The sequence below is a fragment of the Paenibacillus sp. FSL H8-0260 genome (assembly GCF_045040625.1).
Classification (GTDB): domain Bacteria; phylum Bacillota; class Bacilli; order Paenibacillales; family Paenibacillaceae; genus Paenibacillus_AQ; species Paenibacillus_AQ odorifer.
Genome location: NZ_CP150298.1, coordinates 3,472,969 through 3,495,660, shown reverse-complemented (window position 1 = coordinate 3,495,660; position 22,692 = coordinate 3,472,969). Strand labels below are relative to the sequence as shown.

Annotated in this window: 12 protein-coding genes; 2 read left to right on the top strand and 10 right to left on the bottom strand. The window is 48.3% G+C overall.

The annotated features are described in order from the left end of the window. Positions 1-203: 203 nt before the first annotated feature. Both MHI51_RS15580 and MHI51_RS15575 read left to right on the top strand, forming a co-directional pair. On the top strand, positions 204-1,487 hold the full coding sequence (locus MHI51_RS15580) for a response regulator (protein WP_076218693.1): 1,284 nt from the start codon (positions 204-206) through the stop codon (positions 1,485-1,487). 31 nt (positions 1,488-1,518) lie between these two features. Next, positions 1,519-3,246: a sensor histidine kinase gene (locus MHI51_RS15575; protein ID WP_162164258.1), complete on the top strand. Its 1,728-nt coding sequence runs from the start codon at positions 1,519-1,521 to the stop codon at positions 3,244-3,246. Between the two features lie 370 nt (positions 3,247-3,616). On the opposite strand, the gene MHI51_RS15570 is transcribed toward MHI51_RS15575, so the two are convergent. The 10 genes from MHI51_RS15570 to MHI51_RS15525 all read right to left on the bottom strand — a co-directional run bounded on the left by MHI51_RS15570 (position 3,617) and on the right by MHI51_RS15525 (position 22,685). Beyond that, positions 3,617-4,657, bottom strand: a complete 1,041-nt coding sequence (locus tag MHI51_RS15570; protein WP_076218692.1) for a hypothetical protein — start codon at positions 4,655-4,657, stop codon at positions 3,617-3,619. A gap of 60 nt (positions 4,658-4,717) precedes the next feature. Next, positions 4,718-7,180 (bottom strand): hypothetical protein, encoded by a 2,463-nt coding sequence (locus MHI51_RS15565; protein WP_405173081.1) that lies wholly within the window; start codon positions 7,178-7,180, stop codon positions 4,718-4,720. Between the two features lie 101 nt (positions 7,181-7,281). Beyond that, positions 7,282-8,712: an ABC transporter substrate-binding protein gene (locus tag MHI51_RS15560; RefSeq protein ID WP_081383668.1), complete on the bottom strand. Its 1,431-nt coding sequence runs from the start codon at positions 8,710-8,712 to the stop codon at positions 7,282-7,284. A gap of 142 nt (positions 8,713-8,854) precedes the next feature. Continuing rightward, the gene (locus tag MHI51_RS15555; protein ID WP_051490964.1) at positions 8,855-9,739 is read right to left on the bottom strand and encodes a carbohydrate ABC transporter permease; all 885 of its coding nucleotides are present in this window, start codon (positions 9,737-9,739) and stop codon (positions 8,855-8,857) included. Between the two features lie 5 nt (positions 9,740-9,744). Next, positions 9,745-10,677, bottom strand: a complete 933-nt coding sequence (locus MHI51_RS15550) for a carbohydrate ABC transporter permease (RefSeq protein ID WP_197740348.1) — start codon at positions 10,675-10,677, stop codon at positions 9,745-9,747. Positions 10,678-10,887: 210 nt separating this feature from the next. Further along, entirely contained in the window at positions 10,888-12,993 is a 2,106-nt protein-coding gene (locus MHI51_RS15545; protein WP_405173080.1) for a hypothetical protein, read from the bottom strand. Continuing rightward, positions 12,986-15,634 (bottom strand): glycoside hydrolase family 2 protein, encoded by a 2,649-nt coding sequence (locus MHI51_RS15540; protein ID WP_405173079.1) that lies wholly within the window; start codon positions 15,632-15,634, stop codon positions 12,986-12,988. The genes MHI51_RS15545 and MHI51_RS15540 overlap by 8 nt, the downstream gene beginning before the upstream one ends. 841 nt (positions 15,635-16,475) lie before the next feature. Then, positions 16,476-19,280, bottom strand: coding sequence for a glycoside hydrolase family 2 TIM barrel-domain containing protein (locus MHI51_RS15535; protein WP_405173078.1), 2,805 nt, complete (start codon positions 19,278-19,280; stop codon positions 16,476-16,478). Between the two features lie 10 nt (positions 19,281-19,290). Further along, positions 19,291-20,895, bottom strand: coding sequence for a response regulator (locus MHI51_RS15530; protein WP_076218968.1), 1,605 nt, complete (start codon positions 20,893-20,895; stop codon positions 19,291-19,293). After that, a complete protein-coding gene (locus tag MHI51_RS15525) occupies positions 20,895-22,685 on the bottom strand; it encodes a sensor histidine kinase (RefSeq protein WP_076184638.1) in 1,791 nt (596 codons plus the stop codon). Before MHI51_RS15525 ends, MHI51_RS15530 begins: the two co-directional genes overlap by 1 nt. Positions 22,686-22,692: the final 7 nt, after the last annotated feature.

Here is a 22,692-nt window from a genome sequence, read left to right as displayed (position 1 = left end):
TTACGCTTAAAGTCTATCACAGTGGATTTTGCAAAAGTTAGGATGGAATCCTATGAAACGGTTTGCGAAGCTGTTGAAATGTTTGATCCTTACGCTACGTGGCAGTCACTGCGCAGAGTCACCGGGGAATATACTGCGAAATCGTTTGCGATCCTGACAACCTCAGAAATTATACCTCCTCTTTAAGAGGTTTCATGTTTATAATGGCTGTAAGACATATTAGAAACTACTTCGAGGTGAAGCCAATGTTGAAAGCGCTTGTAGTGGATGACGAATATCTGGTCCGCATGGGCATCACCCAGACCATAGACTGGGCAGAATACAACGTCGAGATCATAGGAGAAGCCAGCAATGGCGAGGAAGGATTGGAGCTTGCCCTAGTGCACCGTCCAGATGTGATCATTACCGATATTCGTATGCCGTATATGAACGGTCTTGAGCTCATCGAAAAAATACGGGAACAGGACATGCTCGTAGGGATTGTCGTGCTCAGCGGTTATGACGAATTTCAATATGCGCAGGCTGCTTTGCGTTATGGCGCCTCCACCTATTTGCTAAAGCCCATTAATATAGAAGAACTTGCAAATACAGTTCGAAGCGTCGGGGATGAAATCCTTGGCAAAAAGCAACTCTCCAAGCGGTATTCACAGCTTAATGAGGAATTGGCCTCGATCTCCAAGCAGTTCTGGCAGGATTTGCTGCATGACCAACTGCATGACGAAGAGTTTATTTCAAATAAGATAAAATTACTGGAACTGCAATTGGAACCTGGAAAAGCTATCCTACCGCTGTCCATTACCTTTCCTCCTGATAACGGCCTTCAAGGAAATACTGTAGGCAAAGCGCTGGAGGATGCAGCGGCGACTATTCTGGAAGCGCATTCTTTTGAGCAACTGTGTCTATTCCGGGACAGCCATCTGGAGTGGGTTATGATCCTTCGGACCGGGGAACCAGAGCTGGCCGGAGATTCTGCACGAAAATTGGGCAAACAACTATCTGAATGGAGCCAACAGCACTTCGGCCAGGCCTTAAGCGTCGGCATAGGTAAACCTGCGGGAGAATGGAACGGGATCGTAGATTCATACCGGCAGGCTGTACTTGCTGCGCAGCGTGCCCTTTCTGGCATTGAACGTGTGCTGTATGCTGAAGAAGAGGCTGGGGCTCGGTGCCGGCGTGAAATCAGGGACGCACTCGCTTTTATCCGGGAGCACTATGCCGGAAACATTACCGTTGAGATGGTTGCTGCGGCGGTCTTCGTCAGTCCAACCCATTTGATGCATCTGTTCCGTAAAGATCTGAACAAAACCTTTTACGAATGTCTGACGGAATACCGTATCGAGGAGGCCAAACGTATGCTGCGCAATCCGAAGTATCGGGTGTACGAGGTTGGCAATCAGGTCGGCTTCACCGACTCCAAATACTTTAGCCAGATCTTCAAAAAAATGACGGGCATCCCGCCGAGTGAATATGCAAAAACCTATGGGTAAGCGGAGACTAGCCAACCGGATGGATTCCTGGATGAGGCGGTTCAAGATCAAAAGCCGGATTGTTGTTGTTCTGTTAGCAGGACTGTCTCTGCATCTGGTGCTGATGCTCGTTATTTTCAATTTTTATTCCTATACCTACCTGCAAAAGGATCTGTACCGCCATGTCGTTCAGACTCAGCGCCAAATTGGGCTTAGCGTGGAGCTCATGGTCGATGACATTCAAATGTTGTTTCTGCGGTTTCTGGTGAACAGTGATATCTACCAAATCATCAATAACGATTCCCTGCCGTCAGCTGACAAGGAATCGCGAATCGGAGCTATCATCGACGGTATGCTGGCCCAGAACGACCTGGTGGGTAATGTAATTATCAGCACCAACGATAATATGCTTTATTCTTACCAATCTAAGGAGCAGATGCTGGAAGTGCCTGAAGCCCTGTTCATCAAACGCATTCAGGAGAGCAGCATGCCTGTTGTCGGTGAGATCAAACGGGATGGAGAAGGCAATGCGTATATTCCATTCGGCCAGCAGTTCCGCAATTTCAATACAGGGCAAAATATCGGGGTCGTGATCATTTATGTCAGGGAGGCTGCTTTGGCGGACCTGTATTCCTCCAGCTTCACTGGCATCGGCTACTCCTTCCTGACTTCCGACAATCGGATTATTTCTCACCCCGACAAACGGCTCTTGGGCAATTTTTTGGAGGAAAACGCCCCTCTTCGCCCAGGTAAAAAAGAAGGCTATCGTACCTGGTCAGATAACGGAAATTCCTACATCATTGCTACTTATCCTTTGAATCCCCGGTTGGAGACACTTGGGGTCAGCTGGGAATTCACCAGCGTGATTTCCAATCACAAACTGCTCTCGGGAATCGCCAAAGGCAATCAAAATGCGCTTTTGTTCGCCAGCGTTACCTTTATTGTGCTGCTGATTTTTTCCTTCTATCTGGCAGCCAAAATCACCCGTCCACTGCTGAACTTGAAGAAGAAGCTGAGCCTGTTTGGCAAAAAAGATCTGGCCGCTGTTTATGAACAGCGCGGTCAGGTTGATGAGATTTTTCAGCTTGAGAACAGCTACTATCAGATGGTGGAGCGGATCAGCCAATTAATGCTGGAGAAAGATGAGGAGAAAGAAAAGCAACGGAAAGCTGAGCTGACCGCACTTCAATCACAGATCAATCCCCATTTTCTCTACAACACACTGGATGCAATTGCCTGGATTGCCCGACTGAAGAAGCAGCCCGATATCGAACGGCTGATTTCTTCATTAGCTACCTTTTTTCGAATCAGCCTGCATAAAGGCGACAAGTTCGTGACCGTGGACGAAGAAATCCGCTTGGTGCAGAGTTTTGTGACAGTTGAGCAAATGAGGTTTCCGGATAAGTTCGAGATTGAATACGAGATTGAGGAATCGCTGCGCAAGGTTCGCATTCTGAAGCTGATTCTTCAGCCTATTGCAGAGAATGCGATCAAACACGGCATCAGCGAGAAACGCGGGATGGGCCGAATCTGGATTAAAGGCGAATTAGTGGCAGATGAGATTCGCTTCACAGTGACTGATGACGGGGTGGGATTTTCCAACGGTGCGACGCTTAGCCAAGCCAAGGAAGATGTGTTGTTTCAGAGCGGGTATGGACTAAGAAATGTGGACGAACGAATTAAACTTGAATATGGTCCTCAATATGGTTTAAGTATCTCCAGCACGCCGGGGCAAGGCACCACGGTTACGATCAACTTGAAGAAGGAACTGCCCAATTAGCGAATTTAGTTTATAAATGCGGACATAACAAAGAAATCGAACCTTTTTGAGTGGGTAAGCGGGACTTCTACTTTGCTTAAAAAAACGATTTCTTGTTTTATTCTGAGTAGTGGCAAATTAAAGATACTTTCGAGAATTATAGGTGCTTTAGTTGTATTTAATACAGCTAAAGCACCCTTTTTTTGCAGCGAGCAGAAGTTTAAATGTATTTGGTACATCTATACGTTCCAATTCTGTTGGCAGCAACTAACTTTCCGAATAATAAGTGTACTGAATACAACTATATCTTACTTCATCCGTTTATTGCCCAAGCTAGATGTATGAAATACACTTCGGTTAGCGATTTTCATGATTCAGACTCCATCTTATCTTAGTCTTTCATTGTTGAATTAATCTTCAGGTACAACTGCTTCAGTGGATTAACTATACTGCCGCTAAGCACTGAGATCAGCAGCCAGAACACTATGAACACTACGAGGTTCAGGGCGAGCATTAAATACTTAAACGTTCGCAGCTCTGCATTCATGCCATCTGCTGAGATATAGGTGACAATCCGCTCTGCCGATTCCGGTAGTGGATAGAGCAAAATCAGGCCGTCAGCCGTTTCCCGCTCCAGCAGATCTGCATCACCTCTGCCTGTACTATTTTGATCGATACCCTGTGTCACGGGCTCAGCCAAGGTAGCTTTTTCCGAAGTAACTAGTGCTGCTTTGATCTCCTGCAGGCGCTCCTTCGGGACATCGGCAGCACTCAATAGCTTCCCGTTTCCGGTCAGTAAGTAAACTTCATTTTCCCCGTAGATTGTATTCTCGCCAGATAGGTAGAAGCTGTAAAGCTTGTCAATCTCCACTTCAAGCGAGAGCAGACCGAGGACGTCTCCCATCGAACCCTTAATTTTTACTTCAAGCAACAGACGGTCGCGCAGATCCGAAGGTGCATTCATTAGATGCTCCCGGTTCAGCACCGTCCAGCGCAAAGCCTGCTCTCGGTTATTTAGAAATTGTTCCATCCCTGGTTCTTTTTTGATCTCTGCAAAGGGCAGCAACCCGGAAACATTGCTTGAGGAGTAAGTTCCCCCTGCTTCTCCCCAAATGTAAATGCCGAGAATGTCACTACTGGAAGAACGTATGCCCTCAAGTATCGGAGAGATTGCCCCGTCATATGTTGGTTTTTTCAGCGCATTCTGCACCACCTGGTTGTTGGATATAAGCTTCGAGGTCTCCTCCAGCCAGTTCATGAACAGAAGTGTATTCTTATGCTGCTGGCCAGTGTACTGAACGGATAGCTGCCGCAGCATGTCAAGGCTTCTATGCTCCATAGTACGGTACAGAATGAAGCTCGAAGCGACAATATAGACAGTAATGAACAACACCAGGACTAGGCGGATATTGCGGCCGAACGATCTGAACATATGACTTCCCCATCCCCCTCCGGTGTATGAATCATGAAAACAAAATCAACTGAAATCAGACTAACAGCTAAGGTGACTAATGTCGATCTCCTTGTAAAAGGAACCCTCATCTGTCTCATGCACTTCATGATTAGGCAGAATTATTGTAATTGCCGATCCGGCTTGCCAAAAAGCTTTCATGTGGAAGATCTCCTGTCCTGTTACTGAACGGATCTCCCATTTGATGTTTATTGGGCCGATACTTGTACTTACGGTTCCGCTGGCCTGCCGCAGTTCTCCATAGTGGGGCTTTATAGTTATTCCCTCTATTCCTTGTTGGACACCCAATATCCCTCTGGTGAACTCAGTGATCGGCAGTGCGCTCCATGCGTGGCAGTCACTTCTGGTGCCGGTTGAATCTATTTCTGGAAGTGTAGTGAGATTAAGCTCCAACTGCTTCAACCACCGTGTCCATAGTCCGAACGAGCGGTCATACATTCCGCATTTCTCTAGCGCGCGGAATAGATAGTAGCTCATCGGCAACGAAAGCTTAGCCAGTGATGTGTCTGTTAACGTTGACTCCAGCAGTGCCGCCCCTTCTACAACATCCACTGTGCCCGCCAAAACCGCCCAGACCTGCGTGTGCTGGCTATGCTGCGTTCCCGCAGTTGCCTCCGGACTGTCGCGGAACAGCTGACTGTTCGTTAGCCGGCAGCAATCCATTACCGCAGCGTTGACCGCCGCTTTGCGTTGACGCAGTTCACCAGCAATCTGTGTCCAACCGCTGGCTGCAAGCAATTCAGCCGCTTGCTCCAGCGCGGCCGCATACATCAGGCTCAGTACGGTTGCGGGTGCATCATCCGTACAATCCGGTGCGCCGAGCGGCCATTCCTCCACCCAATCGAAGTAATTCCAATATTGGCGGGGCGTTCTGTCCACCAGACCCTCCGGAGTCAGATGTTGATCGAACCAGTCCAGCACAGATAACAGCGCTAACCGGTACTGATTCACCAAGGCCATATCCCCGAAGGATCTGTAGTGGTCATGAATCATTCCGATCCAATATAGGGAGAAGGAAGGAATGACCTGCGGCAGCACAGAGGGATAGCGACTTTGCAGCATCCCGTTTGGTAGCTGAGAGGCCTTATAATCTTCCATAGCTCTCCGCGCTAACCGGTCGTCCCCTGATAATAGGTACGTAAACTCCATCATCAGTTTGGTATCCATGGTATACTGCAGCTGTTCATAATACGGAGTATCCTCGTAGGTCTCATGCATGCAGCGCTGAAGTGTTCGTACACTGAGCTCCCATAGTTGGTTATATTGTTCATCGGAGCAGTGAAAGTTTCCTTCCGGCTGCAGTGGATATCCGGTCTCCCTATAGCTAAAGCTGGAAATCGTTAGAGGCTCGACACCAGCCTGCACTTCCAGCCGTACATAGCGGAAAGTACGGAACCAGAACGGTTCGTAGATTTCCATCCGCGCAGAGATGCCGTAACCTGCCGGGTGATAGCTATCGTAGCCCCCTCTTAATACATGTTCCTTCGTATTATCGCGGACAGCTTTGCGGCGAATCTCATCATCCCCCGTTTCTTCTTCATAACACTCAGCGCATAGTAGGGTAATCCGGCTACCTTTGCCTCCAAGAAGTCTAAGCTGCAAATACCCTGTGGTTAGCTCGCCAGCATCCAACTCCAACCAAAAATGTTGCCCTGCTTCTATTGTTATTCCAGCGGAAGGCAGTACTGCGTTGGGTGAAGCGCCGCCATCTCCATTTCGCAGCTCCAGACTATGCCCTTCCTCAAAAAAGGCTTGCCCTACCCCGCTACTGCTGCGCATTAGCTTCAGAAAAAATTGCTCCCGCTCATACAACAGCGGAATCGGACGCCGGGCCAGCTGCCAAGGGGTTAATTGGCCATATTCATCCCGCACCGGTTGCACAATTCCGCTAGCAAGCCAGGCACTGTCATCATATTCGGGCAGTGTCCAATCCAGCAGCGCTGCGTCACCCTCCACTTCTTCCAGTCCACCCATCCAGCGTATGATCGGAAACTGCTGGAGCTTATAGCGGCGATCCTTAATACTTTTCCATGAGCTATCCGTATTTAGCTCCTGTACTAGCTGCCCGCCTTGTGTAACTGCCGCTTCCACAAGCAGACCGCCTTTTTGCGAGCGCCAGACGGACAAAGGTCCGTCTTCACCCAGCTCAAAGGGCGTAGTCCCTGCATAATGAACGACCATAACAGCAAGCACATTTAAACCTGGTTGTAGAACATTGTCCAGACTGAATTCTTCATAATACTGTATATGACCATGTCCTTTACAAGGACCGGCCCATAAACGCTGCCCATTGACGAACAGCCTGTAGCGGCTGTCTGCGGTAATGGCCAAATCCAGGGTGCAGGTCTTTCCGATACCAGCTGGCAGTTCGAACACTCTGCGAAAGTACGCACGCTCGTGCTGCTGTTCCCTATCCGCTGATCCTTGCTCCTCCTGCGGCCAGATCCAGCGTGCTCCCCAGTCTCCCCATTCTTTTGCTGCCATGTTATGCATATCTCCTTTATCTCATTTAAGTAGTTAAGGCAATCTACGCAGAAACGGCATCGCCGCCCTTCAGAAGGACGACGTCGCCGTTGGTCTGCGTTTTATTTAACCTTATCGAGATAATCACGTTGGAATTCTTCGGCAGCCCTATCCAAGATCTGTTGCGGATCTGCGTTCTTGTCCGTCAGTACGGTTTGCAGTACGATATCCAGCTTTTGGTACAATTCCTGTGCGTTGACTGGTTCTTCCGCCCGCATGCCTTTGCTGCCATTGTCCATATAATCACGGAACAAATCCAGATTGACGTTGTTGTATTTGTCGAGAATCTTTTGTTCTTCTCCAATCCGTTTCTCATCAGTCCAAATCCGCAGCCCGTAAGGCCCTACGATCAGCCCTTGATCGCTCAGTGTCTTCTTCTCAATATCCCAACCGGTCAGTGCCTCTTCAGAGGACTCTGGTGTAAATCCGTAGGTTTTTAGCCATTTGAATCCGGCATCAATCTGCTCAGGTGTTACATTAGGCGAGAACATATATAGGCCGCCACCGAGCAGGGTTACAGGTTTCCCGATCGGTCCTACTGGAAGCGCGGACATTGCCACATTGTCCTTGGACATCTTAGTCTGTTGCTGGATGACCGGTGACCAGTCATTCGTGCCGAAGCTCATAGCGACCTGATCGGTTCCGAACAAGCGGAACATATCGTTCGTAACATCGACCAGATTGTTGTCGGGCAGTACATCATATTTCCATTTTAAGTCCTTCACATATTGCAGGGCCGCTGCTGCTTCCGGCGAATTGAACACCGCCTGCCATTTCCCGTCCACTTGTTTTTCAAATTCTGCTCCGTATGCCCAGGCAATGTTCATGAACATCCAACCGCCTTGACCACTTTTTGTAGGCAAGAACATTCCGGCTTTACCGGTCTTTTGTTTAATAATCTGCGCAGTTTCTGCTAGCTCTTCATATGTTTTAGGAAATTTAGGAATCCCCTTGTCGTCCAGCAGTCCAGCCTCCTTGAAAAGATTCATATTGTAGAGCATACCGATGACGTATCCGTCCTTCGGAATCCCATAATACTTATCGTCCTTGGTAACCATTTTCAGCAGATCTGGATTGATCGCCTTGTCGTAGCCATATTTTTTCATCGTATCCGTTATATCAGCCGCGTAATTTGCCTTGATGATTTTGCTTGTTTCTGTAAAAAAGGTTTCGTATACTGTCGGAAGCTGGCCGCTGGCCGCTTTTGGCAGGAATGAGCTGACATCATAACCCCATTCATCTTTGTCCACAATAATTTCCGGATAATTGGCTTTCATCTTCGCCATGACCTGCTCATACTGGGCGATTTTGGCTTCCTCATTCGGCTTTGGCCAGTTACTGACCTTGATCGTCACCTGTTGATTGCCCGCTGTCTCCGTCTTTCCTCCGGCATTCTTCTCATTGGAGCCGCCTCCACAGCCAGCCAGTCCGGCAGAAAAAAGCAGCGTAAGTGCCAGTGTAGCTGTCAGGTTCTTGGTGTGTCCTTTTTTCAATGTAATTCCCCCTAGTCTTATTGTTAAAGCATTCTTCGCAACACGTAAAGCGCTTTCTTTTTGAATCTGAAATCATCTTAACATGCACCTTCTGCAGCACCCTACGGGGCAAAACTGTGAAATGGTTTGTGATCGGGTGATGTTACCCTTTAATACTGCCGCCGAAGGATTGCCCGTTCATAATGTACTTTTGGAAAAAAATAAACAGGATAATCGGCGGCAGAATCGCAAAAGTCAACGCAATAAACTGTATGTCCTGTGGCAATGTCGCCTTCAGATTGTAAATAGCCACAATGACCGACCAGGTCGATTTATCCTTCAGCACCATAAAGGGCCAGAAGAAGTCCTGCCAGACACTGTTCATCGTAAGGATTGTAATTGTAGCCATAACTGGTCCGCTGAGCGGGAGAATGACTCGAATAAAAATACCGATGGTGCTCGCTCCGTCAATTTTGGCGGCTTCCAGCAGCGCTTGTGGGATGGTATCGAAAAAGTTTTTGAAGATCAGAATTACCACCGGATTCACAGCAGCCATAAACCACATCGGCCAGTAAGTATTGGTCAGGTTCAAGTGCAACAGCGGAAAATCAATCAGATTCTTAAACAGCGGCACCATGCCCACTGTATTCGGCACCATCATGGTCCACACGATCAGTGCAAACAGCAGGGCACTGCCCCGCGGCTTTAGCTTGGAGAAGAAATATCCGGCCAGTCCGTTAAAAGTAAGGCAGAACAGTACAGAACCTGCGGCCAGATAAGCCGTATTCAGATAATAACTGAGGAAGTTAAACTCCTGCCAGGTCTCCCATAGCTTGCCAACATTGAACGAGCGGGGGATCAGGGTGGGCGGGATTGCATAAAACTCTTTGATGTCCTTCAGACTTGAGACCATAATCCAGACCGGAGGCAAAATACAGACAGCGGCCAGCACAATCATCAGAATGAACATGCACCAATACAGCAGGCGCACCCAAGGTGATCTGTATTCTATATTGCCGATAATGCCATATGCTTCTTTAGTTTTCATAGCTTCTACTCCCTGTTCAATTTCTTATCCAGCCGGAAATAAATAATGGTAAGCACCATCAGGACTAGAAAAGTAATAACCCCGAGCGCCATTGAATGGCCTGCTTCAAAACTCCGGAACGCATAATAATAGCTTTGCAGCATTAAGGTCATTGAGGCATTGTTCGGTCCACCCTCAGTCATTACCAGGGGTTCATTGAAGATCTGGAATACACCGCTGATCTGCAAAATCATCATCAGTCCGATCATGCTAGAGATTTGCGGAATGGTGATACTTTTGAATCTCCGCCATACATTCGCACCGTCAATCGAGGCTGCTTCGTACAGATCATGATTAATGCTCTGTAGACTTGCCAGATAAAGCAGTACTGTTCCCCCGAAATTTCGCCAGGTAATCGTGAAGATAATCAGCATTATCGTCATTTGCGGATCCTGAAGCCATTGCTGCACCGGAAATCCCATGGCACTCAGCATAATATTCAGCACGCCACCCTTTCCGGGCTCAAACAAAAACATCCATAACATCGAAGCGGCAATGCCGGGAACCATACTCGGAAAAAAGACCGAAAAGCGAAAAAATGACTTCCCATGTCTCAATTCATTAATCACGACAGCGACAATAATGGGTACGGCAAAACCGATCAGTAGTGACCAGAACACATACACAAAAGAGTTGGTCAATGTCTGTTGAAACGCCGAGTTCTGTATAACATCCTTGTAATTCTGCAGTCCGGCGAAACTTACGGCATTATAACCCTCAGTATTGAAAAAAGAGAGCACAATGCCCTTCACGAGCGGCTGCCAGGAAAAAAAGAAAAAGGCAAACAGTGTGGGTACAATTAATATCCAGGATGACCAATCTTTGAATAAACGCCGTACAGGATAACCTTTCTTTTTCTCTGTCATTAAAGGATTTAGTTCACTGGTTTTTCCAATCATGCTCCTGTCCTTCCTTCCTCCCGGAATCAAGCTTTAATCCGGTCAGGCGTTGTATAGTTGTTATACCTAAATGATAGCGCTTCCTACTGAGCGCCGAAATCCGGTAACCCTGCGAAAGCGTTTGTAAAGCTACTTATTTGTTGGCAAAAAAAAGCAGTGCACGCACCGGAATGGCCGCACACCACTTATGTTCATGTTATGGTGAATCGTTTAGGCCTCACTTAACCCTGCGCTGATGCAGAGGACGGCCGCTTCCGCCCGAAACGCTTCGCTCGCCGGATTGGGCTGCTCCTCCATAATACGAAGCACCGACTGAGGCTCTACGCCGGGCTGTGGCACACGGGAGGGAGAAACTACGCTCCACTTCTGCTCACCCTTGAGCCTGTATGACAGCTCATAAAGATATAAGCCCGCATGTTGTCCGTCAGTGAGCTGGCTTACGCCATCCTGCCACGAGCAGAGTTCAAGCGGATGCTGTTTGTCCGGCAATACACCGGACGCCAGTGTGATGCGCTCATCTCGAACTACCTGCTGCTTCTGTTCCCAAGCCTGCTGATCTAGGATTCCCAGATCCAGGCGGTATTCCATTCCCGGCTCTCCATAAAGAGTCCAAGCCACAGGGCTACCCACCGCTACGAACTTAGGTGCTTCCAGAAAAACGGGTTGATGAGTTGGGACAAAACGTTCGGTCTGCTCCCACTCTCCCGCAGCCGGACTGCGTCTGCGATAATGCACCGTGCCCGTGAATTCGAGCTCCTGTTCCTGTAGCAGAGCTATTAGACATAGAATAGCTTGCTCGTAAAGATCCGTGCAGTTGTTATGGCCGAAGCGGTATCCGATCTCATGGCGAAGCGGTATCCCGCGACTCCGGACCAAAGCCGCGAAGGAAAAGCTGAAGCGGCTAAGGGTAAAGGCATCATGCGTGCCATGGTTAATCAGCAGCTTTGTGCCACTCGCTTTAAGACCCTCCAGAAAAAATTCGGATTCCAGTCCGGTCGTTTCCTTTAGACTTGCAGAGTCAATAGTTCCCGTCAGAGTCTGTAGCAGAGTCTCGATTCCCGTGCTTCCGTTCTGTGGATGCTGCCAATCTTTCTTCCAGATTTCCCGGTAACCGGTGTCTACTTCCGCCACATGCCAGATCAGTGGGCAAGCTCCTTCGGCAAACTCACGGGTAAGCCCGTTCAGAATCAACGGCGGTGCATAACACAGTGTGTAGCGCACCCGGTAGGGTAAGCAAAGCGGATTGCCTCCAGCCAGCAGCGCAGTTAAGCCGCCGCGCGAACCACCTACAGCCACTACCTGCTCTGCATCACCGCCATAACTTTCTTGACCTCTGGTAATTGCCGCCCCAATGCCAGCATAGATGGAGCCTTGCAAGGAACGGCTGCCGATATATCCTCCTCCGTTCCACAGAATGCCGACAACGCCTTTGCCGGTGCTGGCCAGAGTCTTGCCGATGATTTCCAGAAATGAGGGACCTACCGTACTGAAGGTATTCTCATTGGCATCATAATAACCATTGAACAACAGTGGATATCCCTTAACCTTTGCCGCGCTCCAAAAGGGCGGCAGAATATAGGAAGCAAGGCTATGCTGGTCATTCTCTGTAACTAGCAGACTGCCGCTGATGAGCTGAAATACAGGCGCATTACTTAAAAGTGAAGCATTGTCTGTGGATGCATTGCGGAAAACCACCGGAAATCCGAAGGTCTTAAGGATGCGGTCGCTCAAGGAAACTGCAACTAGATCATCTACAGCATAGAGACTGTAGCGGTCACCGATATAATGCTCGAATTGCGGAGTTTTAAAATTCTTATTTCCCTCGTTGCCTCCGAACAGCTGATGATCTTCCGTATTGTATACATAAGGGCTATCTGGGTCGCTATTGTAGAGCCGTGCATGCTCGGAAACAACCTTTTCCCCGGCTTCGTCCATCCGCAATGTCCCTATGCCATCTGTTCCGCCATAACGGAAGCCTCCTTTTCCCTCAGCAACGCTATTATCCCAGTGAGACACTACAGGAAGCATATTGGTCAGCAAAGGACTGACTAATACAAATACCCCCTCCTCTTTCTCGGAGATCCCTTCTGCTGCTTCAGCTTCAACAGTGTCTTCATGGAGGGTTGACCAATTCGCTTTCTGATAAGCTACTTCGCCGCTTCGCAAGCAAGCAAGCAGCAGTGGAGCGTTGTGCAGCCTTAAGTAATCAGCCACTGCTCTGCTAACAGGTATAGCGACAGGTGTAGATCCCTCGGCTTGAATAAACCGACTTAGCGGAACATATGCCTCCGGTACAAAACACAACGTTTTACTCACGATTTTTTTCTCCTCCAACCTGTATCATTCTGCTCTGTGCTGTTAGGAACGACATGAATCTAATTTCTGGCAAGCCATCTGTGATCCTATAATTTTCCCCAGACAGGAATCCTCCTGAGAGTTTAGGAGTGCAAGTAACCGTTACTGTTTTGGTCTCACCCGGAAAGAGGGTATGGAACTGCTCATCCGCTTCCATCCAGTAGCGGTCTCCCCTTTCCTCTGCATGTACATGCAGCAAAACTTCACTACCGGTATTTCGGACTGTAAAACGGGCCTGCTGGCTCTTCTCCTGAGCACCCGTCGGCTGCCATAAACTCTCCTGACGCACCTCAAGATTGCCTCCTATAAGTGCAAGCGCGGGAGCATATGGATGCTTTTTATTGGTAGAGAATACATATAAATTCTGCTGTGGTGCTTCATCGCCGTCCTGGTAGGACAATCTGACGAAATATAAAGCATCCTCATGCTCTGGCACGTTGAAATTCAGCACCCCAGCGCCGACAGCCTGATCTTTGTTTCCCTCTGCCTCAAATGATTGCTGATAGATGCACCGTCCGACTGCATCGAAGACTTCCGCGTCGACTTCTACCTTGCGTCCATTTCCTCCATGCACGTATACATCTCCCTGAAATCCGGTGCTTGGTGTAAGCAGTAGACTGCGGTAGTCCAGCGAAACATGTAGCGGACGGAAGGCAGATTTCACCCAATGGTAGGCCATCTTCGTTTCACCGTAATAATCGACAAGGTTAGTGCAGGACACATTCGGCCACGGCTCGTTGAACTGCCAGACAATACTGCCGCTGTTTCGGAACTTACGGCGGCGGTTAGCCTCCAGCACGAACCGGATTCCTTCCGCCTGTATCCACTGGCTGCAGGCAGAGAACTGCTCCAAATCTGTCATGCTGCCGAACATTTCTTCTTCACGGCTCAGCGTATCCCACCACTCCCCGTGATGTCTCCATATCGCGTTGTTCTCCATAGAAACCGGTCGCCGGTTGGTCTCACTCAGAAATTTCTCCAGACTTTTGAGAGAACTCAGACCGTCCACTCCAAATTCGCTGTGCAGCAGATTATCGTTGCTGCCATATAACTCGTAGTGATAAGGGTTTCCCATATACTTCCAGTAACCGTGCACATCATGCCCCTGACCTTTGGCATCCGTAATATATTCTACCGGGCCGGAAGCTGAGGTCGGTAGGAAGAGTCGCTGCGGATCATACTGTTCTACCAGTTCTTTCAACATCGCCAGATTGGAATCGCTGCTGTCGGAAGGCTTATTCGGCTCACTCATTAATTCATTGCCGCCGCTCCATACCGTTAGCGATACATGATTGCGTTTGTCACAGAGCGCTGTGCAGGCAGTCTTGTGAAGCAGCTCCAAAAACTCCGGCTGCTTCGAAGGGATATTGTCAATACCTGAACTGGACTGAATGAACTCCTGCCAGACCATAATGCCGTTTACATCACATAAGTCGTAAAAAGCCTTTTTCTCAATGATTCCACCGCCCCATACCCGAACGAGATTAATATGAGCTGCTTTCATCAGACGAATCATCAGTTGATATTGTTCAACCGTTACATTCCCGTAGAGATGGTCCAGAGGGGTCATATTTACCCCTTTCATATAGATCTTGCTTCCGTTAATCACCACTGTATATGGTAGGGCGTTGTCTGGACTGTCTACATTGTGGATATAATCGAGCTTGCGAATGCCCGTTTGAAAGCTCTGGGTATCCAATTCCGTTCCAGCTTCATCCAGTAGCTTTAGTTCAAGATTGTACAGTGGCTGCTTTCCATAACCGTTTGGGTACCATAGCTCAGGTTCGGGTATTTCCAGCTCCGCGTTCAGAAGCTCTCCAGCTCGAACTGGTCGCGATTGAACCAGCAGCGGATTCCCCTCCGGATCAGCACAGGTGATGCACACTGTCAGTGTCCCATCATCTTCAGAGCCAGCCATTCGCTTGATTCCTGCTTGAATGGTAATTCGACCAGACGAGATCTGATTTCTATCGTTCTCGCCAAACTCCGCATCTGTAGTGATCGACACATCATCCCAAAAGCACTGTTGATGTACCCTCAATACCACATCATCCCAAATTCCGACATTGACCAACCGGGTAGAGAAATCCCATTTATAATTAAAACGGCTCTTCTGCGTGAAGGTAGCCGAGGTTTTGCCGATTTGCCCCATTTCATCTGGCGCCTGCTTCAACAGCACTGAAATTTCAAGGCTTTCCCGCCCGGAGAGCAGGTCTGTAACATCAAATACAGCCGGCTCGAACATACCTTTATGTTCACCCAGCAGTAAATGATCAGCGTATACCGAGGCTTCATAGTCCAGTCCCTGAAAGACCAGTTCAACTCTGGCTGCTCTCAGCTCAGGCTGCTTCAAGGTCGTACGGTAAACCCACCAGCGGTTCTCCACCCATTCACAACTCAGGCTATTTAACTCTTGATAAGGGTTGGTAATCCAGCCCTGTCTGAAGAGATCATAGTGAACTCCACCCGGCACAGTGGCAGGCATCCAGTCCGTAACCCCCATCAATTCCTGTCCCAGCTCCATACTGGTGCCCTTTAGCGGAACCCAGGGCCAATACCCTTTGACTTCCCACTTCAAATCGTTCAATAGAATTTCATTCATGTCTTCTCCCGTTCCCCCAAACCCTGCTAAATTTGGCGCTGTTCCTGACGATGAGCGGCTCTGGCGCCATTCGTTAATGCGCTTACAACTTTAGGTGTGCAGCTTCATTACCAATGATAGCACCGGGTTAATGTTTTCAAAGGTCTCCAACCCTGTGAAATCGTTTGTAAAACTGCTCAGTTGCTGATAAACACAAACAACCCCTCTAGGCTGGAGTGAGGGTTATCAGCAATCATCTATAGAGGTGACTTTTTAAGGCTTGTTTTGTTTCGGAGCCTCTGACTCCCGTGCTTTACCAATACGTGTAATACGTCGAACGCGAAAAAAGGAGTTCCCTTCAGCCGCGAAAGGCTGCTTGGTGAACTCCTTTACTTTTTGTTCGATAGAAGTTTTAAGAACTATTGCAACAATGTAGCACCACCTATCGGACATAGATGACGCTAAAAGCAGTATTATTGTACTTTTGGTGGGCTAACTGTCCCCATAGCCACTATCTGTATGAAATACAACACATATGGACCTCTTTATAAGCAATAGCGTCACTGGAGTCCGAAATGTTGTTCAAAAGGCTGAAAATTAGCAAATAGTGTCATCTGGGTCCGAAACCCTCAGAGACTCAGATAACGATGACACTGTTGAAGCTGGCGGCTACCAATAAACTAAAAGCAGCAAAAAAACTAAGAGCAGCGAATCTCTCTTTATTATGAGAAACGCTGCTCTAGAGTTTTTTACGATGAAACCTTCTGTCTTACTCAATGAAAAAGTGGTTTTTAGTATAGCGCCATTGAACTGTGCATCCCTATGAAACTTGAAAAGCAGCTCAGTAATCGCCTGCCTCTGCCTATTGGATCAGCTCTAGAAGCTCCGCAACATTGGCCTTGTACTGTGGTTTGAAATCGTCTGATTTCATATAACCCGCAAGGCTGGATAAGAACTGTCTGCCTTCCGGCGTATCGTTAACCTTATCAGCATCCAATGCGCATATCAGCAGGTTGCCTGCTCCTACACTGCATTCCACTAGGAAACTCAGCTTATGATTGCGTTCAAAATTATCGATAGTCTGCACTACGGGATTCCAGTTGCGGTCAGCTGCATCCATGATGAGCGATTTCGAATTCTCAACAATACTCCACCAAGGATAAGTAGAATATTCCTCGCTCGGGAACTCACGCAGCGCCGGGTGGTTGTTATCAATCAACAACCCCATAGTACCAATGGGTACTGGCCGGTTCATGCTCTCTGAGATCGAGCGGAACATTGGATAACACCAGAAATCTGTGCAGTAATAACCTTCAACAGCATTTTTGAGAGATTCCGGTTTCGGCATAAGCAGTACATTCTCACCTTGCTCCAGCAATGCAAGTGCATTATCAGATAGCTTGTCGAAGACATGGACACCCTCCAGCATGTTGCCACTCTTCACTGGATAAATCCACAGGTCATAGCTCTTACGGATATCTGTTCCCTGTATGGAGAGGGACAATATGATAGTACTCATCCGGTCAACTACAGGTAGTTTTATTGCCAGATCGCAGATATCGATATAATTCGTTCCTGCAGGTACGTCCACCTCGGTTGAACCTGAGGCGAGTATACCGTTATCCTCGGTAAGCTCCCAATGCAGTTCAAATGTACTCGGCATCCCGCTGCGGAAACAGCTCAGTTCGACATGGGCATCGAACGTTTCACCAGAGACATAGTTATACTTGGGGAATCTTGCCAACAGAACGGCATCATTACAAAAAGTTCGCCAGTCCTCAGCACTTATCATTCCTTTGGAATCCATAAAGGCGTCGAGGACACCCACCAGCGCCGTTCCCTGGCCACTGAAATCCTGCAAATCAAGCAGTTGGAAGCCCGCAAGCCGCCGGGAGCGGAATGCAGACTCGAGTTCCTCTTTGTAGCAAGCTACTGCCAGTTGCCCCGAGGATTCAAAATATTTGGCGGCCAAATGACCCAGCCCTTTACTTTCCAGTCGTTCACGGAAAATTTTGAAATTCTCAGCTTTGAGCGGACCGTTGTATTTATCGATTTCCTCATAATTAGGATAGGTAGCATACTGTCCGATCTCATGCGAGATTACCGGAATGTGCGGTATCCATTCTGCGGAAGCGTCTCCAGCCTTCACCGTCTTGGCTTCCGTACCATACTGGATCTGGATCTCGCCGCCAGCGGCAGCTTCCAACCCCTCTTCGTTGAAGAAATCCTGAGGGACGATCTGATCGTCATAGTCTTTCATCGTGCCTGGCAGATCAATCTGGACATGACCTAATGGAGCATCACACATCGCATAGGAGCCTCTGAACAGCCGATCTCTGGAGAAGCGCACGCCGCTGAAAAAATCGTCATGTTCCAGAATTTCTGGCACCCATTGGTGGTTATTGGATCCCTGTGTATAGAGAATCCGATTATCAAATGCTTTATAGTCCTTTAGGAAGGAATCAATCTTAGCTTTGCTGCCCCATAGCTCGTTGCCAAGCGACATCATCACGAAGGAGGGGTGATTGCCAAAAGCCTGGAGAATGGCATAGCCTTCGCTGATCAGATAGTCCTGCTCCGCCTGATTATGGCCCTCGTCGGTTTCTTCCGTGATTGTTCCCCAAAATGGAAGCTCTGGTTGCATGTAGATACCGAGCATATCCGCTGCGGTGAAAGCAGCTTCCGGCGGACAGCAGGTATGAAAGCGATAATGATTGATGCCGTAAGACTTGGAGATGCCAAGGATTCTTACCCATTCCTCGACGTCAGTCGGGGCATAACCGGTAAGCGGGAAGATTAGGCCGTCATGTTTGCCGCGGAGGAAGGTTTTTTGTCCGTTGATTGTAAACTTATCGCCCTCTGCCCGGAATTCCTTCAATCCAAAAACGAGCTCCTGTCGGTCCATTATATATCCATCGCTGTCTTTCAAAACAAGGTTTATGTTATAAAGATTGGGAGCGCCTTCACTCCAGAGCAGCGCGTCTTGACCAAGCTCATAGTTGAAGGAAAAACTACCCGGTGAGACTGGGTACTCCCGCTGGTCCACAGCATGTGTATTGTCGCTGTTGAAGCTCTGCGCAGACACTGTAAGTATAGATTCGTTCCTGCTGTCCAAGGTTGCCGTGATTCGGACTGAGCGGGCTGAGAGATCCGGATCGAGCCGGATGCCGCTGAGCCGTGACTCACCATAGAACTGAAGCTCCATACGTCCGGTAATCCCATTCCAGTTGGTCTGGGTATCCTGCGACGTTAAATGTCCACCTTTGGTTGGGTAACCAGTATTGTCCACACGGATGGTGAGCGTATGATTCCCAGGTTGAAGCTGCGGCAACTCGTATATATGTGGGGTGTTCAGACTGTTACGGCTGCCTATTTCCTGATTGTCCAGCCATAGAGTCGTCAGCCTCGTGCGTTCCAAATATAGGAAGCAGACTTTGCCGGCTAGTTCTTCCGGAATGACGACCTCTTTTGAATACCAGACTTGCCCTTCAAACAAATACTCATCCGTTAATGCGCTTACTAAAACATCCTCGTTCTTCGGACCTTTGCGTGCGTAGGACGTTGTTCCCGGCAGTGTGATAACATCTGTAAAAGGCAATGCCAGTCCTTGATTTCCCTCATCCAATTGCAACTTCCATTCGCCTTCCAGGCTGATCTTTGTCTGCAAAATATCACTCCTAATAATGATAATCTCTGAACTCCTGAGGTGTAGTGCCGGTTGTTTTCTTAAAAAGGAAGGCAAAATAAGCCGCGGTTTGAAAGCCCACCTGTTCGGCAACCTCGTAGACCTTAATATTGGGGTCACGAAGCAGTTCCTTGGCTTTGTTCATACGCGCTTCCTGCACGAAGTCGGAAATCGTGCGGCCCATTTCTTTTTTGAAGAGCACACTTAAATAGCTGTGATTCAAGTGAAACTGCTCAGCAAGCTGCTTTACAGTCATGTTCTCATGCAGATGCTCCTCCAGTTGGCGGGCGACCCGCTGGATAAGGTTATGCTGCTGAGCGACCTGCTCTCTTTGATTAAGCTTAGCATATTGCGCCAAATATTCCAGTACGACCTTCCTGACTTCATCTACGCCTGTACAGTCGATCAGCCGCTGCCACATGAGGATGTTCATCTCTGAATCCTTCTCATGTATACGCTTCAGTTTTCTGGCTAGTTCGCTAAGCAAACCCATTCCGAAAGCCTGCACATAGGAAAAGGATACAGGCTCTCGCGCAAGTAACACTTCGAAAGCATGATTGAAATAAGCGGAAGCTTTATCGCTCTCTCCTCTGTCCAGTAGCTTAACGATTTCCGGAATGTATTCTTCACGCAACCGGAAATCATGATATTCATTCATCAAGTTCCGGTCGAAATAAAGGATTTGTCCGTAGCCGGCCAGCCTGGCACCGGTCATCATATGCCTTACTTCCTTATACAGCAACGGTATTTCCGTCCAGAACAAACACTCTCTGCTGATTCCGACCGAGACGGAGGCTTTATACTGCTCTCTTAGGATATCTTGGATAAACGCAAGCTGCTTCTCAAGTCTTGCCCGCACCAATGGCGTTGCGTTCAGCACAATGACGGCCAGTTCATCCGCTCCTGTCTTCCCTATATAGGTACCGGAGAAACCAGATAGACCAGTCTTAACGCAGTTCAATAGCCCTTCGCTAAGCAGGATCCGATCCTTGGCATCATGCGGATTATCTAGGAACCTGCGGTCATATCCAAACAGGAATAAAGTTGCCTGCCATTCCCCATTAGGCAGATCCAGCAGGCGCCGCCAGGATTCGAGCAGCTCATCACTGTGGATCCAGCCTTCGACCATATCTTTGACGAAACGTTCCTGCAGCACCTCATAGCTCTCTGTAACTTTCTCCCTAAGTACAGTGGTTTCCTGTTCAATCTGTTTTTTCTTCTCAACTACTTCTCTGAACACAGCCAGTTTCATTTCGAGTTCTTCCGTCTTGATGGGCTTCAGAACGTAAGCTTTAGCTCCCAGATGTATAGCCTCCTGCACAAATTCAAACTCGTCATATCCACTGATCATCACAGTCTGTAAAGACTGGAGTGTCGGATAATCCGCTCTGCATCTGGCGAGCAGTTCGATCCCTGTCATACCGGGCATCGAGACGTCAGCGATCAGCACATCCACAGGAGTTTCTCCTAGAATCGTTAGTGCTTCTTCACCAGATAATGCAGTTAACGGTTCCTCATACCCCAGAGCTTTCCAGCCAATATGACGAAGAAGCCCTTGAATCTGCATAGGCTCGTCGTCGACAATTAATGCCCGCATTAAGCTCCATCCCCCTTTTTTATCTCAGGACTTTCCTTGCAAACAGGGATATCAATGGTTACACAAGTCCATTCGTCTTCTACACTTTCAATCTCAAAGCGGCCCTCTGTGCCAAAATACAATGCAAGACGTTCACGGATATTGTTCATCCCGAATCCGTTTTGCGTACCCGTGTAGCTGCCGGCACGGATCTGTTCCAGCTTCTCACTGCCAATCCCTTTTCCATTATCAAAAATCTGAAACTGCACCGTATTCTCCACTCGTTTGATCGTAATTTGTATAAAAGCATGAGTTCTAGTTGTGATGCCCCCGTGCAGATAACAGTTCTCGACCGTTGGCTGTAGGATCAGCTTAATGCTGTACAGGTCAAGAACGTCCGGCTCTACCAGCCACTCTACGGATACCTGACCGGGATAACGCAGCTGCTGAATTTCGATATACGCTTTCAGATGCTCAATTTCGTCACGGATCAGCGTCACATTAACCCGGTTATTGAGTGCCAGCCGATAGAATGTCGTCAGCGCATCTATGGTTCGGATTTGCAATTCGTCCTGCTGATCTAATGCCCGCCAACGGATCAGGCTTAACGAATTATAAATAAAATGAGGGTTAATCTGTGCCTGCAACGCCCTGAATGATTGCTCCCGCTCTTTGAGCATGGCCTCTGTATGTTCTTCGACCAGTTTTCTCAAACGGCCAGACATGGAATTGAACAATACCTCAAGCTCACCCAGCTCATCGTTGTCACGGTTTCTCACTGTAACTTCGAAATAGCCCTGTGAGATATCTGTCATCCTGGTGCCCAGCTTGCGGATCCGCCAAATCACATTTTTAAGTACAATCATGATTAGAAAGATGGACAGCAGCAGGAAAAAAGCAATACCTGCTCCGATATAGTACATAATCCGCGTAGACTGCTCCTCCAGTCGGTCAAGATGCACAAGTGCGGCAACCGTCCAGCCAGACTTAATCTCCTGAGTGATCAGCATCATCCCGCTTTTTGTCGCTGAGGTTTCCAACGAGTTGTTCCAGTACTGACCTAAGGAGGATGAGGATAACCGGCTGCCAATTTCAGAGGGCTCCGAGGATGCAATAATGCGTTCGTTGTCGTCAACGATATACAATTCTCCGGCCCCTTCAAAAGGATGTTCGAACGATTCCATGAAGACACCGTTATAGTTCAGTAACAGGTACACAATCCCGTAAACATCTCCATACGCGTTCAGAATTTTATGGGATACCACTAGCTTAGTCCTGTCGTCAGCTGCATTAGTCCATACCAGATTGTCTGTTGTGCGAAGCATTTTCGTATACCAATCCCGCTCTCGAATTCCCGAAAGGCTCCGTTCTTCCGGCTTCCACAGAAGCCCTCCATCTTGCACTAGTGTATCGTTGGTATGATAGATTCGGAAATTCTCAATCCCTGGCAAGTATTTACTGGTGAGCAGGAAGGAACGGTCCACATAATTGACCGTACCCAATTGTTCATCGATATCCGCATAGTCCCTGGCTAATCTAGAGATCAGCTCACCATCCGTAGCCGTTCGGGTAGCCAGCAGATCATAGCTTTGCTTCCTGAATTCAATACTCTGCGCACTTTGCCGAACGGCTTCCCTGATCGTAAGCATATAATTGGCCCGCACCGTATGAAGCATCATGTACCCTGCACCTGCAGCCAGCAGTACGGTGGGGAGAAATACAATTAGTCCGTAGAATAATACAATTTTACTCCTCAGGTTCATGGAACGGGTCATACGGATGATCCATTTCTCTATTTGTTGTTTAATCATAGATTCC